At 47.6% G+C, this 24273-nt stretch carries 20 protein-coding genes and 1 pseudogene; 16 read left to right on the forward strand and 5 right to left on the reverse strand.

Annotated features, from left to right (window positions below; all coding sequences use genetic code 11):
• Positions 1 to 10: 10 nt before the first annotated feature.
• From CI960_RS23930 to CI960_RS11045, 4 genes are all read left to right on the forward strand, one after another.
• Positions 11 to 154, forward strand: a complete 144-nt coding sequence (locus CI960_RS23930) for a symporter small accessory protein (protein WP_005856393.1) — start codon at positions 11 to 13, stop codon at positions 152 to 154.
• Positions 151 to 1704: a sodium:solute symporter gene (locus tag CI960_RS11035; RefSeq protein ID WP_005856391.1), complete on the forward strand. Its 1554-nt coding sequence runs from the start codon at positions 151 to 153 to the stop codon at positions 1702 to 1704. Before CI960_RS23930 ends, CI960_RS11035 begins: the two co-directional genes overlap by 4 nt.
• A 170-nt stretch (positions 1705 to 1874) precedes the next feature.
• Entirely contained in the window at positions 1875 to 2783 is a 909-nt protein-coding gene (locus tag CI960_RS11040) for a hypothetical protein (RefSeq protein WP_008778290.1), read from the forward strand.
• On the forward strand, positions 2780 to 4138 hold the full coding sequence (locus CI960_RS11045) for an ATP-binding cassette domain-containing protein (RefSeq protein ID WP_005856386.1): 1359 nt from the start codon (positions 2780 to 2782) through the stop codon (positions 4136 to 4138). The genes CI960_RS11040 and CI960_RS11045 overlap by 4 nt, the downstream gene beginning before the upstream one ends.
• Positions 4139 to 4160: 22 nt before the next feature.
• On the opposite strand, the gene CI960_RS11050 is transcribed toward CI960_RS11045, so the two are convergent.
• Positions 4161 to 5669, reverse strand: coding sequence for an ATP-binding protein (locus tag CI960_RS11050; protein ID WP_005856384.1), 1509 nt, complete (start codon positions 5667 to 5669; stop codon positions 4161 to 4163).
• A gap of 152 nt (positions 5670 to 5821) precedes the next feature.
• Here CI960_RS11050 and CI960_RS11055 point away from each other — a divergent pair, with 152 nt between their 5' ends.
• Both CI960_RS11055 and ybaK read left to right on the forward strand, forming a co-directional pair.
• A complete protein-coding gene (locus tag CI960_RS11055; RefSeq protein WP_005856382.1) occupies positions 5822 to 7948 on the forward strand; it encodes a Tex family protein in 2127 nt (708 codons plus the stop codon).
• A gap of 3 nt (positions 7949 to 7951) precedes the next feature.
• Positions 7952 to 8434, forward strand: a complete 483-nt coding sequence (gene ybaK, locus CI960_RS11060) for a Cys-tRNA(Pro) deacylase (RefSeq protein ID WP_005856380.1) — start codon at positions 7952 to 7954, stop codon at positions 8432 to 8434.
• Positions 8435 to 8558: 124 nt separating this feature from the next.
• Here the strand turns inward: ybaK and CI960_RS11065 are convergent, their stop codons facing one another.
• Positions 8559 to 8963, reverse strand: a complete 405-nt coding sequence (locus tag CI960_RS11065) for a lipocalin-like domain-containing protein (RefSeq protein WP_005856378.1) — start codon at positions 8961 to 8963, stop codon at positions 8559 to 8561.
• 159 nt (positions 8964 to 9122) lie between these two features.
• On the opposite strand from CI960_RS11065, the gene CI960_RS11070 reads away from it, so the two are divergent.
• The 6 genes from CI960_RS11070 (at position 9123) to CI960_RS11095 (ending at position 14797) form a co-directional block, all read left to right on the forward strand.
• Positions 9123 to 9704: an HdeD family acid-resistance protein gene (locus tag CI960_RS11070; RefSeq protein ID WP_005856375.1), complete on the forward strand. Its 582-nt coding sequence runs from the start codon at positions 9123 to 9125 to the stop codon at positions 9702 to 9704.
• Positions 9705 to 9799: 95 nt separating this feature from the next.
• Positions 9800 to 10636, forward strand: a complete 837-nt coding sequence (locus CI960_RS11075) for an AraC family transcriptional regulator (RefSeq protein WP_005856373.1) — start codon at positions 9800 to 9802, stop codon at positions 10634 to 10636.
• Between the two features lie 275 nt (positions 10637 to 10911).
• Positions 10912 to 11757, forward strand: coding sequence for a prephenate dehydratase (locus CI960_RS11080; RefSeq protein ID WP_005856371.1), 846 nt, complete (start codon positions 10912 to 10914; stop codon positions 11755 to 11757).
• The gene (locus tag CI960_RS11085) at positions 11732 to 12910 is read left to right on the forward strand and encodes a pyridoxal phosphate-dependent aminotransferase (RefSeq protein ID WP_005856364.1); all 1179 of its coding nucleotides are present in this window, start codon (positions 11732 to 11734) and stop codon (positions 12908 to 12910) included. Before CI960_RS11080 ends, CI960_RS11085 begins: the two co-directional genes overlap by 26 nt.
• A gap of 34 nt (positions 12911 to 12944) precedes the next feature.
• Entirely contained in the window at positions 12945 to 14015 is a 1071-nt protein-coding gene (locus CI960_RS11090; RefSeq protein WP_005856362.1) for a bifunctional 3-deoxy-7-phosphoheptulonate synthase/chorismate mutase type II, read from the forward strand.
• Positions 14016 to 14023: 8 nt separating this feature from the next.
• Positions 14024 to 14797: a prephenate dehydrogenase/arogenate dehydrogenase family protein gene (locus CI960_RS11095; RefSeq protein WP_005856360.1), complete on the forward strand. Its 774-nt coding sequence runs from the start codon at positions 14024 to 14026 to the stop codon at positions 14795 to 14797.
• A 22-nt stretch (positions 14798 to 14819) separates the two neighbouring features.
• Here CI960_RS11095 and CI960_RS11100 read toward each other — a convergent pair whose 3' ends face one another.
• A complete protein-coding gene (locus CI960_RS11100) occupies positions 14820 to 16199 on the reverse strand; it encodes an MATE family efflux transporter (RefSeq protein ID WP_005856358.1) in 1380 nt (459 codons plus the stop codon).
• An 85-nt stretch (positions 16200 to 16284) separates the two neighbouring features.
• Entirely contained in the window at positions 16285 to 16848 is a 564-nt protein-coding gene (locus tag CI960_RS11105; protein WP_008780459.1) for a Crp/Fnr family transcriptional regulator, read from the reverse strand.
• Positions 16849 to 17167: 319 nt separating this feature from the next.
• Here CI960_RS11105 and CI960_RS11110 point away from each other — a divergent pair, with 319 nt between their 5' ends.
• Positions 17168 to 18514: an MATE family efflux transporter gene (locus tag CI960_RS11110; RefSeq protein WP_005856341.1), complete on the forward strand. Its 1347-nt coding sequence runs from the start codon at positions 17168 to 17170 to the stop codon at positions 18512 to 18514.
• A gap of 5 nt (positions 18515 to 18519) precedes the next feature.
• On the opposite strand, the gene CI960_RS11115 is transcribed toward CI960_RS11110, so the two are convergent.
• Positions 18520 to 19917 (reverse strand): MFS transporter, encoded by a 1398-nt coding sequence (locus tag CI960_RS11115; protein WP_005856339.1) that lies wholly within the window; start codon positions 19915 to 19917, stop codon positions 18520 to 18522.
• A gap of 86 nt (positions 19918 to 20003) precedes the next feature.
• Here CI960_RS11115 and CI960_RS11120 point away from each other — a divergent pair, with 86 nt between their 5' ends.
• From CI960_RS11120 to CI960_RS11130, 3 genes and pseudogenes are all read left to right on the forward strand, one after another.
• Entirely contained in the window at positions 20004 to 21353 is a 1350-nt protein-coding gene (locus CI960_RS11120) for a sigma-54 dependent transcriptional regulator (RefSeq protein ID WP_005856337.1), read from the forward strand.
• Positions 21343 to 22663, forward strand: a pseudogene (locus tag CI960_RS11125) (PAS domain-containing sensor histidine kinase). The gene CI960_RS11120 and the pseudogene CI960_RS11125 overlap by 11 nt, the downstream one beginning before the upstream one ends.
• A 348-nt stretch (positions 22664 to 23011) precedes the next feature.
• Positions 23012 to 24265, forward strand: a complete 1254-nt coding sequence (locus CI960_RS11130) for an Nramp family divalent metal transporter (RefSeq protein WP_005856333.1) — start codon at positions 23012 to 23014, stop codon at positions 24263 to 24265.
• The last annotated feature ends 8 nt before the right edge of the window (positions 24266 to 24273 follow it).

The raw sequence follows: 24273 nt of genomic DNA on the forward strand, positions 1-24273 counted from the left end.
GCACGGATATATGTTCGGAATCAGCGACCCCGGTATTTGGCTGGCTTACCTTCTAGCGTTCGCCTGCCTCCTATTTTCTATTTGGTTCGGGATAACCACTTGGAATAAAGAAGACGACGAAAAAACAAACCCTACTAAAGAATCACGAAAATGAGTACGCTAACATTAGGCATTATTGTCATCATTTACATGTTTGTAATCGCTTGGTTAGGGTATCTCGGATACAGGCAGACGAAAAATGCCAGTGATTATTTATTAGGCGGACGAAAAGTAAACCCCATTATCATGGCCCTGTCTTACGGGGCGACCTTTATCTCGGCATCGGCGATCGTTGGTTTCGGTGGCGTAGCCGCTACGTTCGGCATGGGTATTCAATGGCTTTGCTTATTGAACATGTTCATGGGCGTAGTGGTAGCCTTTATCTTTTTCGGACGAAGGACCCGGAAGTTAGGCGAGGCACATAACGCACGGACTTTCCCGCAATTATTGGGATTACACTATAAGTCCCGGTCTATACAGATCTTCATCGCCTCGATCATTTTCATCGGCATGCCCCTCTACGCCGCCGTGGTGATGAAGGGAGGAGCCGTCTTCATCGAACAGATGTTTCACATCGACCTTCATCTGGCCTTGTTGATCTTCACCTTGATCGTAGCGGCCTACGTGATTACGGGCGGTATCAAGGGAGTACTTTATACGGATGCGTTGCAAGCGGTTATCATGTTCGCTTGTATGCTATTCCTGCTATTTTGGTTTTACCATATCATGGACATGGGCTTTATCGAGGCGAACCAGAAGTTGACGGATATCGCCCCCATGGTGCCCGAACGCTTCAAGGCCTTGGGACATCAAGGATGGACAGCTATGCCCATCTCAGGCTCTCCACAATGGTATACATTGGTTACCTCATTGATCCTTGGCGTAGGAATCGGTTGCTTAGCGCAGCCACAACTAGTCGTACGCTTCATGATGGTGGAAAGTACCAAGCAACTCAACAGGGGCGTATTGATCGGCTGCGTGTTCTTGATTGTCACGGTAGGGGCGATTTATCACGTGGGAGCCTTGTCTAATTTGTTTTTCCTCAAGACGGAAGGTGTAGTCGCCTCCGAGGCGGTAAAAGATATGGACAAGATCATCCCCCTATTTATCAATAAAGCGATGCCGGAGTGGTTCGGGGCGGTTTTCATGCTTTGTATTCTCTCTGCCAGTATGTCTACCCTTAGCGCGCAATTTCATACCATGGGAGCGGCTTTCGGGGCAGACGCATTCCCCAAACTAGGACGTAGCAAAAATCCGAACTCTACATTAGGTGTACGTATCGGCGTGCTATGCTCTATCTTGGTCAGCTACGTTATCTGCTATACGCTAAGCGCAAGTATTATCGCACGAGGCACCGCCTTGTTCATGGGTATTTGCGCGGCTACATTCCTACCTACCTATTTCTGCTCGCTATATTGGAAAGGGGCTACCCGGCAAGGGGCCTTGGCCAGCTTATGGGTAGGAGGCTTGGCCAGTTTATTCGCCATGTTGTTCCTTCATAAGGCGGAAGCGGCTCCGGTAGGACTTTGCAAGGCTTTATTCGGACAAGACGTCTTGATCGATGTATATCCGTGGCATGCGATAGATCCGATCTTATTTGCTTTGCCATTATCGGCGATAACGATTGTTTTGGTTAGCCTAGCGACTCAAAAGAAGGTTTTTTAGCTTTTCTTATGAACCTCAAAACACTAATTAGCATTTATTCTATTGACAGATATATAGAAAACAGTACATTTGCACTGTGGTTTTTTCATAATAGTATTAGATTTAAGGTTAACAAAGTTGGTTAGGGGTTGCCGGGAGGCAATCCTTAATTGTTTTATAGAGGTCTAGATATGATTAAATACATTTTTCTACTATTCATACTTTGTTGCTCCGGTTGCCGGCACGCACAAACGGAAGATACCGTAATCAAGGTTTCGGTACTTCGTGGTCCATCCGTTATCGCATTCGCCGATTGGCTTGAGAATCCTCCAATTATAGATAACAAAAAAGTACAAGTAAAAGTGGTAGACTCGCCTGATCTGGCGCAAGCCTTACTGATCAAGCAGGAGACCGACATAGCCGTACTCCCCATGATCAATGCGGCGAACTTGTACAATAAAGGGATCAAGATTAAACTAGCGGGATGCCCGATCTGGGGAACCCTTTACCTCGTCGAGAAAACACCCTTAAAAGAACCGGCATTGTATGTATTCGGCAACGGTACGACTCCCGATATCCTTACCCGGTACTATCTCGGCCGCCAGCGATCAGACTATCCGTTGAATTACGCCTTCAATACCGCCGGGGAAATCACCCAAGGCATCTTAGCCGGAAAAGTAAATCGTGCCGTGCTCGGGGAACCGTTTCTAAGCATCGCTTTACGGAAAGACAGCAGCTTACGAATAACTGCGGACTTGAATCACTTAACAGACAGCGATACCCTCGGATTCGCCCAAACAGCGGTCGTATACACCCCGACGATGGAGAAATATCGTATCGCTTTTGAGGATGCCTTACGAGCCTCCTGCCAAAAAGCCGTACGATATCCGAAAGAGACCATCCATTCTTTGGAAGAACATGGAATCTTCGCCCAAGGGGCCTTAACTCCTGAGAGTATCGAGCGGTGTAAAATCCATTATTTATCGGCTATCGAGGCGAAAAACGCCGTCATGGATTTCCTGCGTCTCATCGAACAGTATGAACCCAAGGCCGTCGGCGGGAGGCTTCCCGATGCCGGATTTATCCCCGAAAAACAATGAGATTGCGAAAAACAATCACTACAATAGTCGCTACCGCTATCCTCTTGGCGGGATGGCAACTATTCGCCGTTATAGCCAACCAACCGGAGCTGATACCTTCACTTCCCCGACTCGTACGGACACTTTGCGAATGGCTCGTCTCCGGTAGTTTCTATCAGTCGGTCGGAGCGACTATACTCCGGGGAGTCTTAGGCATGTCGATCTCATTCGTTTGTGCGATAGGGATGGCCGGGTTATTCGCCCGTTTTGAATGGGTGTATGAATTATTCAGACCTCTGCTTGCCATCATGCGCTCGATCCCGGTCATATCCTTCATACTTTTGGCGCTTATATTCCTAAATCCGGAAAGCATCCCTTTGATGATCGCCTTTCTCACCATGTTCCCGCTACTAACAGAGAATCTGACACGGGGAATCCTCGATCTACGTCCGGGTTTATCCATTATGGCACGTCAATTCCATATAAGACGTTCCAATGTCTTATTCCAGATCATCTATCCGCAGCTAAAGCCATTCTTATATAGCGGACTTGCCTCCGCCGCCGGATTCGGCTGGCGTGCGATCATTATGGGAGAAGTCTTGTCGCAATGCGCATTCGGAATCGGAAGCGAGATGAAAAGGGCGCAAAACTTTATCGCTGTCCCTGAGCTGCTCGCTTGGACAATCGTGGCGGTATTCATCAGTTTCTTTTTTGACAAAGGAATTAGCAAAGTCGCTGATATCACCCCTAAAATATCTTTCGCAAATGAGGATCAGACCATCCCCACCCCTACATTATCAGTTTTAGACACGAAAGATATAAGTTACCAATATGGCATACAGCACTTTTCCCATTCCTTTCAAAAAGGGATTATTTATGGAATTAGCGCACCTTCAGGCAAAGGAAAAACAACGTTATTAAACCTAATCGGAGGTATCTTATTGCCTACGGAAGGAGAGATACATCCCACAAGACACTTTGGAATCGCCACCATATTCCAACAACCGCAACTCCTGCCCCATCTAACCGCAGAAGAAAATATCATCCTCCCCCTCTCCTCTTTTCTCACGGAGGAAAAAGCCCGGCGAATTGCCCAAAAACACTTACAGGAAATGGAAATGGAGCCCTTCGGGAACCGATACCCCAAAGAGCTTAGTTACGGACAGCAACAACGTATCGCTATAGCGAGGGCATTGGCATACCCTTCTCCTCTCCTTTTGATGGACGAGCCGTTCAAAGGCTTGGATGAAGCCTTAAGCCATCGTATTATAGAACGAATACGAGAAAAGCAAATGAAAGAAGAACGGATCATTCTTTTCACGTCACATAATCCGGATGAGATTCGGTTGTTGGCGGATGAGGTGATTTACCTATAAATCCCAACCAAACTTGAATGTCTTATTTCACTTTCATCGGTTGGCAAGGTATCGTAAACCAGAATGTAGAGCCCTTTCCCTCCTCCGACTCAACCCCGATTTTACCTTTCAACTTCTCAATTATCGTCTTGCAGATAGAAAGCCCTAATCCTGTTCCTTGCTTAAAGCTGTTCAATTTCACGAAACGATTGAATATGCTCGCTTGAGACTCCTTACTGATTCCCATACCCGTATCCGTTACGTAGACATAGATACCATCATCGGTCAAACGATAACCAAACCGTATAGAACCCGAGCTGGTGAACTTCACGGCGTTGGAAAGGAAATTGGTCAAGACCTGAGTCAAACGGGTCTTCTCCGACACAATACAATAGTCATTACCGTCCGACTCAAAGATAACCTTTACATCCGGGGCCACTCTCAAGGCGAAAGCTTGCTGCTGGGGAGCGAATATCTCACTCAAACGCAGGGTCGTATAAATAAACTCCATCTTTCCTGACTCGATCTTCGAGATATCCAAGATATCACCGATCAACTGCAACAAAAACTCATTGCTACTCTCTATGATCCTCAGATATTCCTTTTTTTCCTCCTCATCGTCACTCTCCGCCAATAAGGTGGAAAAGCCGACGATGGCATTTAAAGGGGTACGTATCTCATGGCTCATGTTAGCGATAAAAGCGGACTTCATCCGGTCGCTCTCTTCCGCCAAACGCTTGGCCTGCACATCCGCCTCGTGCCGTTTATCGACGGTCATATCCCGAAGGATTCCGATCGAGCGGATCGGTTTGCCGTCCGGATCGGCCTCATAGACCTCACCGATCTTCTCCAACCATACATACTCATCCGAGAAATAACGACAAGGGAAACTGAATCGCATGGAATCGATCTCGCCCCGCATGAAAGCGGTTGTAATATTCTCATAGACCTTCCGGTAATCCGGATGGATCTTCTCCGTAAAACTAGCGTGGGTGATCTGCACATGCTTGATCTGGCCGTTTTCTTCCAAGGAAAGCTCCGCCGTACCGTTTACCAGATCCCAAAGCCACGGGTAGATCTTACCCGCTTGACATGCGAGCGCCAAGCGCTTATTATAGCTATGCAACTCCTCCTCGACCTGCCTTTGCTTTGTAATATCCCATGAAATCCCTACTAAATAAGGAGGCTTATCCTCACGGGGCGCTAGCAGTTTCATCGTATCCATAGTACGCAAGATACCTTTCGGATCGATCATTTGCTCCACGAAACGCTGCATCTTACCCGTTTTCACCACCTCCTCGTCCATATCCCTGAAAGATTGGGCGACGACCGGATCTAGAAATAGGTCAAAATCTGTTTTCCCGACCACATCATTATGATATCGTCCGTAAAGTTGGTTCATCAAAGGGCTGGAGTACACGTACCTGAAATTATCACCCGTATCCTTCACGAAAAAGTAGATGGGCAACGAGTCCACGATATTAGATAACAATCCTGCTAAATCCCTATAATCCTGTTCCAAAGTTTTGTTCTCCGTAGTATTAACTTCCATGTTGATTTTTTTAATCAAAGGCTTGAATATTCCGGCCGTAAAATTCTTGAAAATTAATGAAAGATACAAATAATAAGCCCAAGAAGTGAGCATCCCGACCGAAAATATAAGCAAAACCGTATATTTGTACTCCAATTCTAAGAAAACTAGATATGACAAACGTATTTCACACGCTTATAGCCCGTTTTCTACAAATTCCGGAAGGACAAGTGGAACGGACAATCGGGCTCTTGAACGAAGGCGCTACCATACCTTTTATAAGTCGTTACCGGAAAGAGGTGACCGGAGGATTAGACGAGGTGCAAATCGGTGCCATCAAAGATCAACTGGATAAACTGACGGAACTGAGCAAACGAAAGGAAACGATCCTCGCCACGATAGAAGAGCAAGGAAAACTTACTCCCGAGCTCCGGAAACGCATCGAGGAGTCTTGGGATAGCACCGAGATCGAGGATTTATATCTCCCTTACAAACCGAAACGGGTCACCAAGGCGGAGATCGCACGCCGGAAAGGACTGGACCCCTTGGCTAAGATCGTTATGATGCAAAACGAGAATAACTTATCCGCACGTATCAAGAGTTTTATCAAGGGGGAAGTGAAAAACGCCGAAGAAGCCTTGCAAGGGGCACGGGACATTATCGCCGAATGGATTAACGAGAACGAATCGGCACGTAATACCGTACGTAACTCTTTCGCTCATACCGCCATGATCACATCCAAAGTGATCAAGGGGAAAGAAGAGGAAGGCGCCAAATACCGGGATTACTTTGATTTCAGCGAGCCTTTGAACCGGGCCAGTTCCCATCGCTTATTGGCTCTCCGACGGGGAGAGGCGGAAGGTATCCTTCGTGTAAGTATCTCTCCCGACGCGGAATCTTGTCTGGATCGCTTGAACCGGCGCTTCGTAAAAGGTCGTGGAGAGGTTTCCGAGCAAGTGGCTACAGCTGTCGACGATTCTTTCAAACGCCTGCTGAAACCCTCTATCGAGACGGAGTTCTCCAACCAGAGCAAGGCGAAAGCCGATGAGGAGGCGATCCGGGTATTTGCCGAGAACCTCCGGCAATTGCTGCTCGCTCCTCCCTTGGGACAAAAACGGGTATTAGGCGTAGACCCCGGATACCGTACCGGATGTAAGTTGGTCTGTCTGGATGCGCAGGGGAATTTACTGCATAACGAGGCGATCTTCCCGCATCCGCCCCAGAACGAGAAGGGCAAAGCCGCCGCTAAGGTCGCCCAGTTAGTAGCCACTTACGCCATAGATGCCATTGCCATCGGTAATGGTACCGCCAGTCGTGAAACCGAGCAGTTCATCACGAATATACGATACGACCGCAAGGTACAAGTGTTCGTAGTCAGCGAGAACGGAGCCTCTATCTATTCTGCGTCCAAGATCGCTAGGGAGGAGTTTCCCGAATACGACGTCACGGTACGCGGAGCTGTCAGCATCGGTCGCCGGCTGATGGACCCTTTGGCCGAGTTGGTCAAGATCGACCCGAAGAGTATCGGTGTCGGCCAATACCAGCACGACGTAGAGCAAAACGCCTTGAAAAAGAGTCTGGATCAAACCGTGGAGAGTTGCGTGAATTTAGTAGGTGTAAACGTGAATACGGCGAGCAAGCATTTGTTGACTTACATCTCGGGATTAGGCCCTACGCTAGCGCAAAACATCGTGAATTACCGGGCGGAGCACGGACCCTTCACTTCCCGGAAAGAACTGATGAAAGTCCCCCGTATGGGAGAGAAAGCTTTCGAGCAAAGCGCCGGATTCCTACGGATACCCGACGGAAAGAACCCGTTGGACAACTCAGCCGTACACCCCGAGAGCTACCCGATCGTCGAACGGATGGCCAAGGACCTAAAATGCTCGGTAGCCGACCTGATCACCGACAAAGCGCTTAAAAAGAAACTAAAACTAACGGACTACCTTACGGATAAGGTCGGGATGCCTACCCTGCTTGATATCATGGAGGAACTGGATAAACCGGGCCGTGATCCCCGCCAAACGATCCAAGTATTCGCGTTCGATCCTACGGTGAAAACGATCGAGGATTTGAAAGAAGGGCAAGTATTGCCCGGTATCGTGAACAACATCACCAACTTCGGTTGTTTCGTCGATGTAGGGATCAAGGAAAACGGGCTTGTCCATATCTCCGAGCTGGCGGATCGTTTCGTAAGCGATCCTACCCAAGTGGTCTCCATCCATCAGCATGTCAAGGTGAAGGTTCTAAGCGTAGACCTATCCAGAAAACGTGTTCAATTATCCATGAAAGGGATCTAAACGATGAAAGAGAAGATTAATAAGACAAACGTGGCACGCCTGCTGGACAAGGCTAAGATCGCCTACCAGCTCGTGCCTTATGAAGTAGACGAGAATGATCTGAGCGCTACGCATGTAGCGGAGCAGCTAGGGGAAGATATCGCCCAAGTATTCAAGACCTTGATCTTGCATGGCGATAAGAGCGGTTATTTCGTATGCGTGATCCCCGGAGCGGACGAGGTGGACTTGAAAAAGGCGGCCAAGGTATCCGGGAACAAGAAATGTGAGATGATCCCCGTGAAAGAGTTGTTACCACTCACCGGTTATATCCGGGGAGGATGCTCGCCTATCGGCATGAAAAAGCATTTCCCTACGTATATCCATCCTACGGCATCCGGCTTCGATAAGATCTATGTAAGCGCCGGACAACGAGGCTTGCAGATACAGATAGCCCCCGCCGATTTAATCAAGGTGGCGCAAGCTATAGAAGCGGATTTGATCGCATGATCTAACATCGCTGAGAGTACTTCGTAAGAAGTACTCCAGTACTCCGCAAAGAGTATCGCAGTACTTCCTAGGGAGTACTGGAGTACTCCTTATGAGGGACTGAGATCAAACAGCACATGATATCTTAGAATTTCTTAAACGTATACGTTCTTCCTTCGCAGCTCATTACCAGATTCGTCACAGATGACTGCTCGATCGTGAAAGTTTGTTTAGGTGAGGTCCAATCCGTATAACGCATGAATTGTTCCAAAGGTGTACCTCCATAGTTGACCAACTCCAGATCCAGTCTCGTATCTTCCTCCAACGTCTTATAACCGAAATTCGTACGATATACGTCCTTTGCCGGGTCATATAATTGGTACTCGAACAAAGAGGTCTGGAAGTTATACCAAACCGTATCCACCGTCTGGACCACCCCATTCGCCTCTACGGTTTTCAATTGCCATTTTCCTTCCAGCTTATGTTCCACCTTATTACAAGACACCAACGCCACGACAAAACAAGTTATCGCTATCAAATTTTTCATCATAATCCTCGTACTTATATACCTATATTGATTTGAAACGTCAAAGAAAAGAATTAATTTCCAAAGGACAAAGTTTTTAAGGATATCCTAGCCACAAATACCCAGAACTTTTTCTTCCTTCCCTTTGTTAATTGGGTAATTACAATACAAATATTATCCAATATGAAAACATTTATTGATAAAATGGATTATGCGGTCAAGAATTGGTGGTTATCACTATTGGTCGGACTGCTTTACATCATCGTCGCTATTTATTTAATGTTCGCGCCATTGGCGAGCTACGTAGCGCTTAGTATCTTATTCAGTGTCTCTATGTTCGTAAGCGGCTTGTTCGAGATCGCTTTCGCCTTGGCGAACAAAAAGGGTATCAGCAGTTGGGGATGGTATTTGGCCGGAGGTATTATCGATTTGATCTTAGGTATATTCTTGATGGCAAGCCCGGGACTTAGCATGGAGGTGCTTCCGTTTGTCTTGGCATTCTGGCTTATGTTCAGAGGCTTCTCGGCTACCGGTTACTCGATGGACCTGAAACGATACGGTACACGGAACTGGGGTTGGTACATGGTCTTCGGTATCTTGGCTATCCTTTGCTCCATCGGTGTTATCTGGCAACCCGCCCTAGGGGCCTTCACGTTGGTTTACATGATCGCTTATGCCTTATTAATAATAGGTATATTCCGTGTCATGCTATCCTTCGAACTGAAAAGCTTGCATAAAAGAAATAAGGAAGCACAAGCGGAATAAGTCTGATTCAAGGATTAATTGGTCTATTTTTAAATTATCCAGTAAGTCAACACCACTTTTATTATTTTTGTGTTCAATCATTAATAAATTAACGGATGAACGCAAACTTACCACAATTAGATTTGCCCCGGGATTATGTCGTAGGAAACGACATTACCGAGGCAATCTTAAACTTTTACAAGCAGACTTGCCGGTTAAAAGCAGGTATTTTCGTGTTATGCGTTGAAGGAAATTTACGGGCTTCCATCAACTTGACGGAGTACACGTTGAAACCGAATGATTTCATCACCTTGATGCCGGGAAGCATTATTCAGTTCTGTGAGCAGAAAGAGAGTTTCCGCCTTTCCTTTATAGGATTCTCATCCGAGTTCATGGACTGCGTGAACATGATAAAGTCTACGATGAGCGCCTTACCTACTATCTACGAGAATCCGATCATATCACTGAGTGAGGACCGGGCGGACTTCATTAACGATTATTTCCATTTGCTAGAGCGGGTACAAGCGAAAGAGAAATCCATAAACAGGGAGATGGTGAAACATATCCTGCTTACCATGATCCATGGGATCAGTGATTTGTATCAAGGAAAATCATGGCCTAACAAGATAACGACCCGTAGCGACGAGATCCACAAGAAATTCATCCAACTGGTGATGAAAAATTATACCTCAAAGCGACAAACGGCTTTTTACGCCAGCCAACTAAGTATTTCTCCCCAGCATCTCTGCATGATCATCAAGCAAAAGACCGGACGTTCCGTATCCGATATCATAGCCGATATGATAATCATGGACGCAAAATCGCAATTGATGGCTACGGACTTGACTATCCAAGAGATATCTTACTCCTTGAACTTCCCGAATGTATCCTTTTTCGGTAAGTACTTTAAACGGTACGTAGGCGTATCTCCACAGAAGTTCAGAAACAGTTAAGATAAAATTTAAATGTAACAGAAAAAAAATATCACTTTTTGCTTGTAGTTTCCAAAAAAGCGTTACTTTTGCTGCGTATTTAAAAACAAACAGACAATGAATCGATTTAGCTTTACATATTACTTTTATTACTTTTACTTTAGCAGAGTAAGGGCAGGAGTTTGTATGTAAAGCGTTGATGATTGAATATAAATATCAATAAAATATAAAGTCCTGCCGGTTTCGGTGGGACTTTTTTTGTTTGTAACAGTTTAGAGTAAAAATAGAGAAACAAGATGAAAAAGAAAGTAGCAATACAGGGAATAGCCGGTTCGTATCACGACATCGCCGCCCGTAATTATCATGAAGGTGAAGAAATAGAAATCATCCCTTGCAATACGTTTCGGGATGTTATCACGACGATCAAGAAAGACCCGTCCGTACTAGGCATGATGGCCATCGAGAATACGATAGCGGGAAGCCTCCTTCAAAACCATGAGCTGATCCGTGAGAGCGGGCTGAGTGTTACCGGCGAGTATAAGCTACGTATCTCCCATTCCTTAGTAGCGCTTCCGGGAACCTCGATACACGAGGTAACAGAGGTCAACTCCCATCCGATAGCGTTGATGCAATGTACCGATTTCCTCGATACTCTGCCCAACGCCAAGGTGGTAGAGAAAGAAGATACCGCCATGAGTGCCCGGTGGATCTCGGAGAACCAACTGAAAGGACATGCGGCGATATGCGGGAAACTGGCCGCCCAGATCTACAAGATGGAAGTCCTTGCCGAGGGGATCGAGACTAACAAACGGAATTTCACCCGCTTCCTCGCTATAGCGGACCGTTGGACGGCGGATGAGATGCTTCGAGGAACCGATAAAAACAAATCCTCTCTCGTATTCGCTCTTCCCCACACTTCCGGCAGCCTTTCCAAAGTCCTCTCCGTTCTCTCTTTTTACGACATGAATCTCTCTAAAATACAATCCTTGCCTATTATCGGGCGTGAATGGGAATACTTGTTCTACATTGATCTTACTTTCACGGATTTCACCCGTTACAAACAAGCGTTGGACGCTATCAGACCATTAACAAAAGACTTAAAAATATTAGGCGAATATGCAGAAGGAAAACAAAGCGTGTAATATTACACCCGCTAACCGTGTAGGTAGCGTACAGGAATACTACTTCTCCAAGAAGCTGAAGGAAGTAGCCGAGATGAACGCCGCAGGCAAGAACGTCATTAACCTTGGCGTAGGCAGCCCCGACCTTCCACCTTCGGAACAGACCATCGAGACGTTGTGTGAACATGCCCGCAAAGCGAACGAGCACGGTTATCAGCCGTACGTGGGCATACCGGAACTGCGTAAGGGATTCGCCGATTGGTACAAGACGTGGTATAACGTAGACTTGGACCCGAAAACAGAGATCCAACCACTCATCGGCTCCAAAGAAGGTATCTTGCATATCTCGCTGGCATTCTTGAATCCGGGGGATGGCGTACTGGTTCCGAACCCGGGATATCCGACATATAGTTCCGTCAGCAAGCTAGTAGAGGCTCGTTTGATCCCTTACGAGTTGAAAGAGGAATTGGGATGGCAACCGGATTTCGAGGAACTGGAGAAAATGGATCTCTCCAACGTAAAGCTGATGTGGACCAATTACCCGAATATGCCCACAGGGGCGAACGCTAGCGTAGAGCTATACGAGAAACTGGTGGCCTTCGGCCGGAAGCACGGTATTATTATATGTAATGATAACCCCTATAGCTTCATCTTGAACGAGCATCCGCTAAGTATCTTAAGCATACCGGGAGCCAAAGAGATCTGTATCGAGATGAACTCCATGAGTAAGGCTCATAATATGCCGGGTTGGCGTATGGCGATGCTGGCTTCCAACGCCCAATTCGTCCAATGGATACTGAAGGTAAAAAGCAATATCGACTCCGGGCAGTTCAAGCCGATGCAATATGCGGCGGTAGAAGCCCTGAGCGCAAAGAAAGAATGGTACGATAACATGAATCGTGTCTACCGTAGCCGCCGGGACCTTGCCGGACAAATCATGCGTACTTTGGGATGCGAGTACGACGAGAACCAAGTAGGTATGTTCCTTTGGGGACGTATCCCCGACTCCGCCGAGAGCGGCGAGGCAATCGCCAACAAGGTGCTATACGAGGCAAACGTATTCCTTACGCCGGGATTTATCTTCGGTAGCCGTGGCGAGCGTTATATCCGTATCTCCCTTTGCTGCAAGAACGAGACTTTAGAAGAAGCCTTGAAGAGAATTGAGAATTTATAACTGAAAATTGAAAATTAAAATATAGATCACAAAGATGGAAATGAAGATTGAACCGTTAGCATTACCGGGAGTTGACACACAACGTCCTATCGTAATCGCAGGCCCTTGTAGCGCCGAGACAGAAGAGCAAGTGTTAGAAACAGCCCAAGGATTAGCCTCCAGAGGCGTTAAGATATTCCGCGCGGGTATTTGGAAGCCTCGTACGAAACCGGGTGGATTCGAGGGCATCGGAGCCGAGGGATTGGCTTGGTTGAAGAAAGTGAAAAAAGAGACCGGCATGCTGGTATCTACCGAGGTCGCTACTAAAGATCATGTATTCGAGGCATTGAAAGCCGGTATCGATATCCTTTGGATCGGAGCACGTACGACGGTAAATCCATTCGCTGTCCAAGAGATCGCCGATGCGTTAAAAGGGGTTGATGTACCTGTATTGATCAAGAACCCGGTTAACCCGGACTTGGAGTTATGGATCGGAGCGTTCGAGCGTTTGTACGGAGCGGGCATTCATCGTTTGGGTGCTATCCATAGAGGTTTCAGCTCATACGACAAGAAAATCTACCGTAACCTTCCGTTGTGGCATATTCCTATCGAGCTTCGCCGCCGTATGCCGGACCTGCCTATTTTCTGTGATCCTAGTCACATTGGTGGTAAGCGTGAGTTGGTAGCCCCACTTTGCCAGCAAGCGATGGACTTGAGTTTCGACGGCTTGATCGTAGAGTCTCATTGTAACCCGGATTGCGCATGGAGCGACGCTTCCCAGCAAATCACCCCGGATGTATTGGATTACGTATTGAACCTATTGGTGATCCGTGACGTAAACCAGACTACCGAGAACCTGACCGCTCTTCGCCGCCAGATCGATGGTATCGACGAGCAATTATTGGAGCTTTTGGCTAAACGTATGCGTATCTCCAAGGAGATCGGCGTTTATAAGAAAGAGCACAATATGCCGATCTTACAGTCTCCCCGCTACAGCGAGATCTTAGAGAAACGCTCCTGCATGGGTGAGCAAATGGACCTGAGCCCGGACTTTGTAAAGGAGATCTTGAAGGAGATCCATGAGGAATCCGTGCGCCAGCAAATGATTATCATGAACGAACAATAATTTATAAGATGAAAATATTGATTTTAGGCGCAGGAAAGATGGGTTCTTTCTTCACCGACCTGCTTAGTTTTGATCATGAGGTAGCCGTATTGGAGAAAGATCCGAAACGTATGCGTTTTATCTATAACGCCCTTCGCCTACAAAGCCCGGAAGAGGTTAAGGATTTCAATCCCGAGTTGGTCATCAACTGCGTGACGTTAAGTTACACGATAGAGGCTTTCAAGGCCGTAATGCCTTACTTGCAGCCATATTGCATTATTTCCGATATCGCTTCCGTGAAGACTTATTTGAAGGAGTTTTATGAGACATGCGGTTTCCCGTATGTCTCCACTCACCCGATGTTCGGACCTACATTCGCTAATCTGGGACAACTGGAGAAAGAGAATACGATTATTATCTCCGAGGGCGATCATCTGGGCAAGATATTCTTCAAGGATATTTATTCCAGCCTCCGCTTGCATATCTGCGAATACACGTTCGAGGAGCACGATAAAGTGGTAGCCTACTCACTAGGTATCCCATTCGCCTCCACTATGGTATTTGCCGCTACGATGAAGCATCAGGATGCCCCGGGTACCACTTTCAAACGCCATATGAAAATCGCCCGCGGCCTTTTGTCCGAGGACGATTTTCTATTGACCGAGATCCTTTTCAACCCCCGTACCCCTCGCCAAATCGAGCGGATACAAGAGGAATTGCATATCCTGCAAGAAATCATCAAGGATAAGGATTCCGAGAAGATGAAAGAGTATCTGACCAAGATACGGAAGAATATCGAATAAGAAATTAAGAAGGTTGTGCTGATTAATTTTTCAGCACGGCCTCTTTTAAAAGTTCTCTCCTTACCAACATAAAGGAGATAAATAACGTACACAATTCCGCCACCGGTACATTATACCAAATACTTTGGATGCCGAATAAAGAAGGATAAACGATAATACCAAAGGTTACGAATACCAAGCTACGCAGCATAGAGATAACAACCGACAGCTTAGCGTTGCCGATAGCCGTGAAATAACTGGAGGCCAATATATTCAGCCCACTCATCAAGAAGGTGAAGCAATAAATCGTTATGCCGTAATTAGCGATCGCCAAAGCGTCCAAAGCCTCTCCTCCCTTAAAGAAAAAGGACGTGATCTGTTGCCCGAAAAAGAATAAGATGGCGAATAACGTTATACCTATCATAAAATTAACACGCCCTGCTAATCTCAGCACTTTCTCGATCCGGTCCAATCTTCCCGCCCCGAAATTATAACTGATAATCGGTATAATTCCATCGGATATCCCTAAGAATACCGTGGTGGCGATAAACAAGATATAGTTAATCGCCGTAAAGGCGGCGACTCCATCCTCTCCTAAATATCGCATCATCGTTATATTGAACAAAAAAATCGTGATTCCGGCAGATAGCTCGGATATTCCTTCCGAAGAGCCATTGTATAACGCATTCCAGACCAAAGGCCAACGGAAACGTCCTCTTTGTACCGCTACGACTTGCCCTCGCTGGAACATCCGGGGAATATTGAACAGCGCTCCCAAGGTAAAGGCCAAACCTGTAGCCAATCCCGCCCCCTTAATCCCTAAACCCATTACCGGGATAAACAAAAGATCCAGACCGATATTAATCAACACCGTACTTCCCATTACGATCATGGCATAAAGCGGATGCCCCATCGCCTTAATCATATAATCTCCTAAGAACATCAATGATAATAAAGGGAAAAACGGGACAAGGGAACGAATATAGTCCACGGCTCCCGTAACCAATACGTCATTCGCACCTAACATACGGGCGATATCTCCGGCGAATATATAAATCAACCCGCTAATCAAAACGGATATTCCTCCAAGAAACAAGAACGAGGTAGTTATAGCGTTATTCGCCTCTTGCCGATCCAAACGTCCGAGGTTTATACCGATCAAGGTCTGGCACCCTACTCCTATCACGATAGACAAAGCCGTCATCAAACTATAGCAAGGTAAGATCAGATTCACGCTGGCCAAAGCGTTCGCCCCGACAAACCGCCCTAATATCACACCATCAATCACCGACTGAATCCCGAGGAATAATAGGCCGGCTACTCCCGGTATCGTATATTTCAGAAATAGTCTTGAAATCTTTTGGGTTAGTAAACCACGCTCCAACTCTTGGCGATGGATCGCCTTTTCTCCACTCATTTTCATATTATCCACTTCACGTTTTTAACGACGCGAAGATATGGCTATTGAAAACAAGAAAAATTACCCTATGATAAATAATGACTTTTCCCTATTTTTTTACGGAAGCACGGATACGGCTCAATGACTGTGGGGTTATCTGTAAATAGGAGGCGATATGTTTCAAGGGTAGTTTCAAGATCAAGTCCGGACGGGTTTTCAGCAATGACTCATATTGTTCACGAGCTTCCATCCAACTATCGTTTATAAAATAGTTCTCATATTCCCGAAGATAGTAATCTTGTATTTTCAACCCCCAATTGGCCAACTCAAGGGAGCTCCGGCATAGGTAATCCAATTTCGTTTTCGGTATTCTCAATAATGTCGTATTCTCCACCATTTGAACATTATAGGCGGAGATATTCCGATAAACAAAATTGATCACCTCGCTATCTGAGGCGAACCATAACGAGATATCTTTCCCCTCACGCTCCACGAAAGCCCGGACCAATCCGGTTTTCACGAACCAAACGAACGGATCTCTTTCTCCCTCCCGAATCGATAATTCTCCCTTAGCAAAAGAAACCTCTTTCATTTCTTCCAACAGCTGCCCCACGATCTCATCTGATAAAGGAGACACCTGCCTTAATTGTTCTACGAACTGATCCATAATCATTCATTTATCTTATATCCGTAAAGATATAAAAAAAGTGCGATCCCAAAAACAAAGGTAATTTTGAAGGTTTGCGGATTCCAGTGATTTTACGTAATTTTGCGCCGCTAAATCAAAGAAGAGGTATGAGCTGTAAATTCGAATATTATTTTTTTACGACTAAAAGCATCTTGTTCGTCCATTGGACTACGAGAGGTTCTACCGTATCCGCACCCTATTCCTTCTAATTTATCTTTACATTTTCATTTAAAACAACTCTATCGTATATCCGGCATATACGATCAAGGATTTTTACACCATCATTAATAACAGAACAATACATATGTACAATAGAATAGCGGGTTACAAACAATATTATAAATCCTTAGTAATGCTAGGGGTACCTATCATCATTGGACAATTGGGGGCTATCATCACCGGATTGGCAGACACCATCATGGTGGGACAACACAGTACGGAGGAACTAGCGGCGGCATCGTTCGTCAATAATGTAATAAACGCATTTATCATAATGGGAACCGGATTCTCCTATAATCTTACCCCGCTGATCGGACAGAATTTAGCGATGAATAAAAAGATCGTGATCGGAGGCTGGCTCAAAAACAGTCTGGTTGCCAATATGACTACCACCTTATTATTGATAGCCGTCTTACTGGGGATTTACCTAAACCTAGACTCTTTAGGCCAACCCGAAGAACTCTTGCCATTGATAAGACCTTATTTCGCGGTCTCATTAGTCTCGATCCTATTCGTAATGCTTTATAATTCATTCCGTCAATTCGTGGAAGGCATAGCCAACCCATCCATATCCATGTGGGTCCTATTGACAGGGAATCTGCTGAATATTATCGGCAACTATATCCTCATTTACGGAAAATGCGGAATGCCGGAACTCGGACTACTCGGGGCAGGTATAAGCACCTTTATCTCGCGTATCATCATGCTATTGCTTTTCATCGCCGTATTCATGCTGCGAACCGACTATAAGCCTTACCGGAAAGGTTTCACCCATATTCGTATCAATAAGCAAAGTTGGAGAAGGCTGAATTCCATAGGCTGGCCGATCAGTCTGCAACAAGGCTTGGAAGCGGGAACATTCTGCGTCACCGCCATCATGGTGGGTTGGCTGGGTAGCCTTGAGCTTGCCGCCCATCAAATAGCCATTACCATATCAACGATCAGTTTTACCATCTATTTAGGTCTTGGAGCCGCCGTAGCGATTCGTACCAGTTATTATAAAGGGGCGAACGACTGGTATATGGTGCGTAAGATCACCATTGCCGGGCTTCATCTAGGGCTTATTGTCGTTTGTATTGTCTGCACCACCTTATTCATGACCCAATCCTGGCTTGGATTAATATTTACGGATAATCTTCATGTCAACGCAATCGTGAAGACACTACTCCCCATATTGATGCTCTATCAAATAGGAGACAGCGCACAAATCATTTTAGCGAACTCCTTACGAGGGCTAGCCGACGTGAAAGCGATTATGTGGATCTCGTTTCTCGCTTATTTCATCATAGCCATACCTGCCGGATATCTATTGGGATTCACATTCCATTGGGGTATCGCCGGGATTTGGATGGCTTACCCATTAGGCTTCTTATGCTCTGTATGCCTGCTGGGATACCGGGCGAAAATGCAGGTAAAATCGCATCTCGCCTAATCCGATCAAGCCTTACGATTGATCCGGGAGAAACTAATAACCGCCCCGATCAAGGCCAACACACTTCCCAGCCATAACGCCGCGGGCATGCTATGGCCGGGAAATAACTTAAACATCAAGGCTACCAGCGAAGCCCCGCAAGTTTGTCCCAGCAAACGGGCCGTACCCAACATGCCACTAGCCCCTCCACTCCTACTTTCCGGAGCGGCCCCGATCATGAGGCTATTGTTAGGAGTCTGGAACAACCCGAAGCCACAACCGCAAAGCGCCATGCGCCAGATAATATCCAGATCGGAAGGATGCGCCGGTAATTCCGCCAACGAGAACAACCCTCCCGAGAAGATAATCAACCCGATACCACTCAAGACCCCGGCATTCATTTTCTCCGACAAGATCCCGGCCAAAGGGGCGCACACCATTGTCGCCAAAGGCCAAGGAGTCAATAATAAGCCGGTCGCCACCTCATCGCGTCCCAGTACCCGCTGCAAGAAAAACGGGAAAGAGACCATAGCCAGCATCTGAGCGATGAAAGAAAACACAGACGTAATGATAGAAAGGGTAAAAAGAGGAATACGCAGCAAGTCTATCGGCAATAATGGATATGCCTGCCGTTCCTCTCTCCGGATATAGAAATACCCACAGAACAATACGATAACAATCGCCGCTATTATCAATGAGATATGTACATCATGCGTGAACGCCTCGATAATCGCTATCACCAAACCGAATGTCAATGCGTTCATGAGTGCCGCCGTAACATCAAACTTACGTCCGACAGCCTTCACCGGATTTTGCGGCAAGAACTTAAAGCTCAATATCAAAGCGGTAATACCTATCGGGATATTTATAGCGAACAACCAAGGCCAGTTCCCCACGGACAATATACCGGCGGCTATCGTAGGACCAGCGGCGGCCGATACGGATACCACCAAGGCATTAATCCCCATACCTCGCCCCAGAAAACGTTTGGGATAAATAATACGGATCAAGGCCGTATTCACGCTCGCTATGGCAGCGGCGCCAAAACCTTGTAGCGTACGGGCGATAATCAGCGTAAACAAAGAATCGGATAAAGCGCAGGCCAAAGAGGTACAGCTAAATAACAGCAACCCGATCGTATACACCTTCCGATACCCCCAGATCTCTCCCATCGACGATAACGACAGCAAAGAAATCGTGATCGCCAACTGATAAGCGTTCACCACCCATATAGAAGCAGACGGACTCGTATGGAGATCGCCGGCAATCGTAGGTAAAGCCACGTTTGCGATCGCCCCATCCAACACCGACACGGTAACACCAAGCCCAATCGCTAGGATCGCCCAATAACGGCTAGGGATTGGCAAGCCATCCGGGATATTCCCTCCCGTCTGACCATTTATATTCGTTATTTCTTTATCCATACGGTATATGAAACAGAAATAGGGTGTATCTGGTTTAGGAAGTATCGACCAGATCGAGTATCTTTGCCCGTATAAATGGACATGACATGGCAAAACAAGGCACTATACTAGTTGTGGATGATAATAAAGGTATCCTGACCGCCGTACAAATGCTGTTAGGAACTTGCTTCGAGAAGGTTATCACCATCTCTACCCCGAACAAGATAAAAAACACGCTGCACGACGAGAACGTGGATGTCGTATTGCTCGACATGAATTTCAGCGCCGGTATAAACAGCGGCAACGAGGGGCTGTTCTGGCTCTCCGAGATCAAGAAGGCTTATCCCTCGATACAAGTCGTTCTCTTTACCGCCTACGCCGACATCGATCTGGCGGTACGAGGAATCAAGGAAGGAGCCACCGATTTCGTGGTAAAGCCTTGGGACAACGCGAAATTATTGGAAACCTTGCAAGCCGCTTACCAAATCCGCTCGGCCAATCATAAAGGCGGTGCCGGCAACAAGCAGTTGGTATCCAAGGAAAGCGGTATGTTCTGGGGAGACAGCAACGCCATGCAGCAACTACGGATGCTGATAGAGAAAGTAGCCAAGACAGACGCCAATCTATTAATCACGGGAGAGAACGGAACCGGTAAGGAAATGCTGGCCCGGGAAATACACCTGCTATCCCCCCGCAAGGATGAAGCCATGGTACCGGTGGATATGGGCGCTATCACGGAGACGCTGTTCGAGAGCGAGTTATTCGGCCACGTAAAAGGGGCCTTCACCGACGCCCGGACGGATCGCCCCGGTAAGTTCGAGGTAGCGAACAACGGAAGCTTGTTCCTCGACGAGATCGGGAACCTATCTTATCATTTGCAAGCCAAATTACTGACCGCCTTGCAACGCCGGAGCATCGTACGGGTAGGTAGCAATACCCCGATCCCCATCAATATCCGCCTGATCTGCGCCACGAACCGGGACTTGCAGGAGATGGTACAGAAAGAGCAATTCCGCGAGGACTTGCTGTATCGTATCAATACGATACACGTAGAGATCCCGCCCTTGAGGGAGCGGCCGGAGGATATCGTACCGCTTACCGAGATATTCATCACGAAATATACCAATATCTACGGTAAAAAGCCCATGGCCCTTACCGACGACGCCAAGGAAAAGCTGAAAGCCCAACCTTGGCTGGGTAATATCCGCGAACTGGAACATACCGTGGAGAAAGCGATTATCATCGCCGATGGTGATACTTTAGATGGTAGCAATTTCGATTTCCCTCGTAAGCGGGAGGCGCCCGTCAAGAATGACATCACTACGCTCGAGGAAATGGAGTATACAATGATCAAGGCCGCCATGGATAAATTCGGCGGTAATCTCTCGCTCGTAGCGAACCAGTTGGGAATCTCACGGCAAACGCTTTACAATAAGATCAAGCGGTATGAACTTTAAAGGCATTTATTACAGCCTCACCTTCCGCCTCGCCCTCGCTATCGGGCTGACGGCGGCACTCACCTACCAGGCCTTGGAGAAAGAATGGGGATGGTTCCTGTTCTTAGGCATCGGATGGCTGGCTGCCTTGCGGGGCATCAGCCTTTTGTTCAAGCGGAACGCGCAAAAGGTAGCCTTCATGTTCGACGCGATCGACAATAGCGATTACGCTTTCAAATACGCTACCCGTGGGCGCTCCTCCAACGACAAGCTGGTTAGCGACTCCTTAAACCGCATCACCCAGATACTTTTTCAAGCGAAAGCCGAGGCGATCCAGAAAGAGAAATATTACGAGTTGATCATGAACCAAGTGAATACGGGTATCATCGTAGAAGATGATAAGGGCAATATTTTCCAGACAAACAACGAGGCCTTGCGACTGCTGGGATTGACGGTCTTTACCCATGCCCGCCAGCTCGGACGTATCGACGAGAATCTAGAGCGCCTCATCAGCGACGTTCGTCCCGGCGAGAAACATCAGATCTCTTTTATCAACGAGCGGGGCACGGTACATCTCTCGGTCCGTGTCTCCGAGATGACGCTCCAAGAGAAACACGTCCGCATCATTGCGATCAATGATATCAACAGCGAGCTGGACGATAAGGAGATCGAGTCATGGATACGACTGACACGGGTCTTGACCCATGAGATCATGAACTCCGTCACCCCTATCACCTCCTTGAGCGACACCTTGCTTTCCCTCCACCAGAATGTCGACGAGGAGATACGGGGCGGCTTGGAGGTAATCAGCTCTACCGGAAAGAGCTTGATCGCGTTCGTCGAGTCGTACCGTAAGTTTACGCATATACCGACGCCTCAGCCCTCTTTATTCTACGTCAACAAATTCGCCGAACGGCTCACGCGGTTGGCCCGCCACCACAATAACTACCCGAACATAACCATTCGCATCGACGTGGAACCGGAGGACTTGATCGTCTACGCCGACGAGAACCTGATCACGCAAGTAGTCTTGAACCTCTTGAAGAACGCCATGCAAGCGATCGGGCACGAGCAAGAAAACGGCCTTATCTTGTTCAAGGCGTATTGCGACCCCAACGAGGCCGTTATCCTAGAAGTGACGAACAACGGCCCCATCATCCCCCCCCGAGGAAGCCGAGCATATATTCGTGCCGTTCTTCACCACGAAAGAAGGTGGAAGCGGTATCGGGCTGTCCATCTCACGACAGATCATGCGCCTGTCCGGCGGCAGCATCGCGTTGAGAAGCAATCCGGCCCAACGGCAGACTACCTTCGTGTTGACATTCCCGTAGCTCGTTTACCGTATCCGCATAAACGCGGACACGCGGCCGGGCAGATACGCGGACACACAAGCCCGGATACACGGGCGCGACCCTATGGGTACACCCGCGTATCCGTACAGCTACCCATCCGTATCCGAGTATCTACATCTTTGTATCCGGGCAGCTACATCTTTGTAGCCGAGTAGTTACATCTTTGCAGCCGTACGGATACGGACGGACAGCCGGGCAGCTACAAGAGGACAGCCGTACGGATACCCGCCATCGGCCGTACGAACGTATTTCCGGCCACCGTTGGGTAACAACGAAACTATTCGTATCTTTACACTGTTTTTTAAATTTAAAAGTATCTATACAAACATGAACTTACTAGACAAACTGAAGATCAACCACCGCCCCCGCTCCGGGGCATTGGATTTGCTAAAATATATCGGCCCCGGATTACTTGTCACCGTAGGCTTTATCGATCCCGGAAACTGGGCGACGAATCTCGCGGCAGGCTCCGAGTTTGGCTACGCCCTCCTGTGGGTCGTCACCTTCTCGTCCGTCATGCTGATCATTATCCAGCACAACGTGGCCCACCTCGGTATCGTGACCGGCCTCTGCCTCTCGGAGGCGACCAACAAATACATGCCGCGCGTGCTAAGTCGCCCGATCCTAGGATCGGCCATGCTCGCCAGCATATCCACCTCCCTCGCCGAGATACTCGGTGGAGCCATCGCCCTCCGGATGCTGTTCGGTATGCCGATCAAGGCGGGAGCGGTGATCGTCACCATCGTATGCCTCGCCATGCTATTCAGTAATACATATAGTAAGACCGAACGCTGGATCATCACGTTCGTGTCCATTATCGGGCTCTCGTTCCTATACGAGCTGGCGTTGGTCGACGTAGACTGGGGGCAGGCCGTGGTAGGCTGGGTGAAACCCACCTTCCCCGAGAACTCCATGCTGATCATCATGAGCGTACTGGGAGCCGTCGTGATGCCTCACAACCTGTTCCTGCACTCGGAGGTGATACAGAGCCGGGAATGGAACCTAGAAGACGAGTCGGTCATCAAGAAACAACTGAAGTACGAGTTCTACGACACGCTCCTGTCCATGGTGATCGGCTGGGCGATCAACTCGGCGATGATCATCTTGGCCGCCTCTACCTTCTTCAAGCAAAACATCGCCGTAGACGAGCTGGACCAAGCGCAACAGTTATTGGTACCCCTCGTAGGAAATAACGCCGGGGTGATTTTCGCCGCCGCCCTATTACTGGCGGGTATCTCCTCGACCATCACATCCGGTATCGCCGGGGCTTCCATCTTCGCCGGATTCTATGGCGAGGCGTACAATCATACCGACCTGCACTCAAAGCTGGGAGTCCTGCTATCGTTCGTCCCCGCCTTGGCCATCATCTTCCTGATCGGCGATCCGTTCAAGGGATTGATCCTGTCGCAGATGTTGTTGAGCGTGCAATTGCCAATCACGGTCTTCACGCAAGTGTACCTCACTTCCAGCAAGAAGGTCATGGGTGTCTACGCGAACAGCCGCTCTACGACCATCATCCTCTTGCTGTTGGGAACGATGGTAACCGTCCTAAATATAGCCCTGCTCATCAGCCTATTTTAAAAAGAAAT

This window comes from Parabacteroides sp. CT06 (genome assembly GCF_002257605.1).
Classification (GTDB): domain Bacteria; phylum Bacteroidota; class Bacteroidia; order Bacteroidales; family Tannerellaceae; genus Parabacteroides; species Parabacteroides distasonis.

Bases quoted from the DNA above. Each gene is read 5' to 3' on its own strand.
- CI960_RS11055 (WP_005856382.1), top strand. From the start codon at position 5,822: ATGACAAACGTATTTCACACGCTTATAGCCCGTTTTCTACAAATTCCG.
- CI960_RS11105 (WP_008780459.1), bottom strand. From the start codon at position 16,848: ATGATTATGGATCAGTTCGTAGAACAATTAAGGCAGGTGTCTCCTTTA.
- CI960_RS11080 (WP_005856371.1), top strand. From the start codon at position 10,912: ATGAAAAAGAAAGTAGCAATACAGGGAATAGCCGGTTCGTATCACGAC.
- CI960_RS11100 (WP_005856358.1), bottom strand. From the start codon at position 16,199: ATGAAAATGAGTGGAGAAAAGGCGATCCATCGCCAAGAGTTGGAGCGT.
- CI960_RS11095 (WP_005856360.1), top strand. From the start codon at position 14,024: ATGAAAATATTGATTTTAGGCGCAGGAAAGATGGGTTCTTTCTTCACC.
- CI960_RS11120 (WP_005856337.1), top strand. From the start codon at position 20,004: ATGGCAAAACAAGGCACTATACTAGTTGTGGATGATAATAAAGGTATC.
- CI960_RS11070 (WP_005856375.1), top strand. From the start codon at position 9,123: ATGAAAACATTTATTGATAAAATGGATTATGCGGTCAAGAATTGGTGG.
- CI960_RS11035 (WP_005856391.1), top strand. From the start codon at position 151: ATGAGTACGCTAACATTAGGCATTATTGTCATCATTTACATGTTTGTA.
- CI960_RS11065 (WP_005856378.1), bottom strand. From the start codon at position 8,963: ATGATGAAAAATTTGATAGCGATAACTTGTTTTGTCGTGGCGTTGGTG.
- CI960_RS11075 (WP_005856373.1), top strand. From the start codon at position 9,800: ATGAACGCAAACTTACCACAATTAGATTTGCCCCGGGATTATGTCGTA.
- CI960_RS11045 (WP_005856386.1), top strand. From the start codon at position 2,780: ATGAGATTGCGAAAAACAATCACTACAATAGTCGCTACCGCTATCCTC.
- CI960_RS11115 (WP_005856339.1), bottom strand. From the start codon at position 19,917: ATGGATAAAGAAATAACGAATATAAATGGTCAGACGGGAGGGAATATC.
- CI960_RS11130 (WP_005856333.1), top strand. From the start codon at position 23,012: ATGAACTTACTAGACAAACTGAAGATCAACCACCGCCCCCGCTCCGGG.
- ybaK (WP_005856380.1), top strand. From the start codon at position 7,952: ATGAAAGAGAAGATTAATAAGACAAACGTGGCACGCCTGCTGGACAAG.
- CI960_RS11050 (WP_005856384.1), bottom strand. From the start codon at position 5,669: ATGGAAGTTAATACTACGGAGAACAAAACTTTGGAACAGGATTATAGG.
- CI960_RS11090 (WP_005856362.1), top strand. From the start codon at position 12,945: ATGGAAATGAAGATTGAACCGTTAGCATTACCGGGAGTTGACACACAA.
- CI960_RS23930 (WP_005856393.1), top strand. From the start codon at position 11: ATGTTCGGAATCAGCGACCCCGGTATTTGGCTGGCTTACCTTCTAGCG.
- CI960_RS11085 (WP_005856364.1), top strand. From the start codon at position 11,732: ATGCAGAAGGAAAACAAAGCGTGTAATATTACACCCGCTAACCGTGTA.
- CI960_RS11110 (WP_005856341.1), top strand. From the start codon at position 17,168: ATGTACAATAGAATAGCGGGTTACAAACAATATTATAAATCCTTAGTA.
- CI960_RS11040 (WP_008778290.1), top strand. From the start codon at position 1,875: ATGATTAAATACATTTTTCTACTATTCATACTTTGTTGCTCCGGTTGC.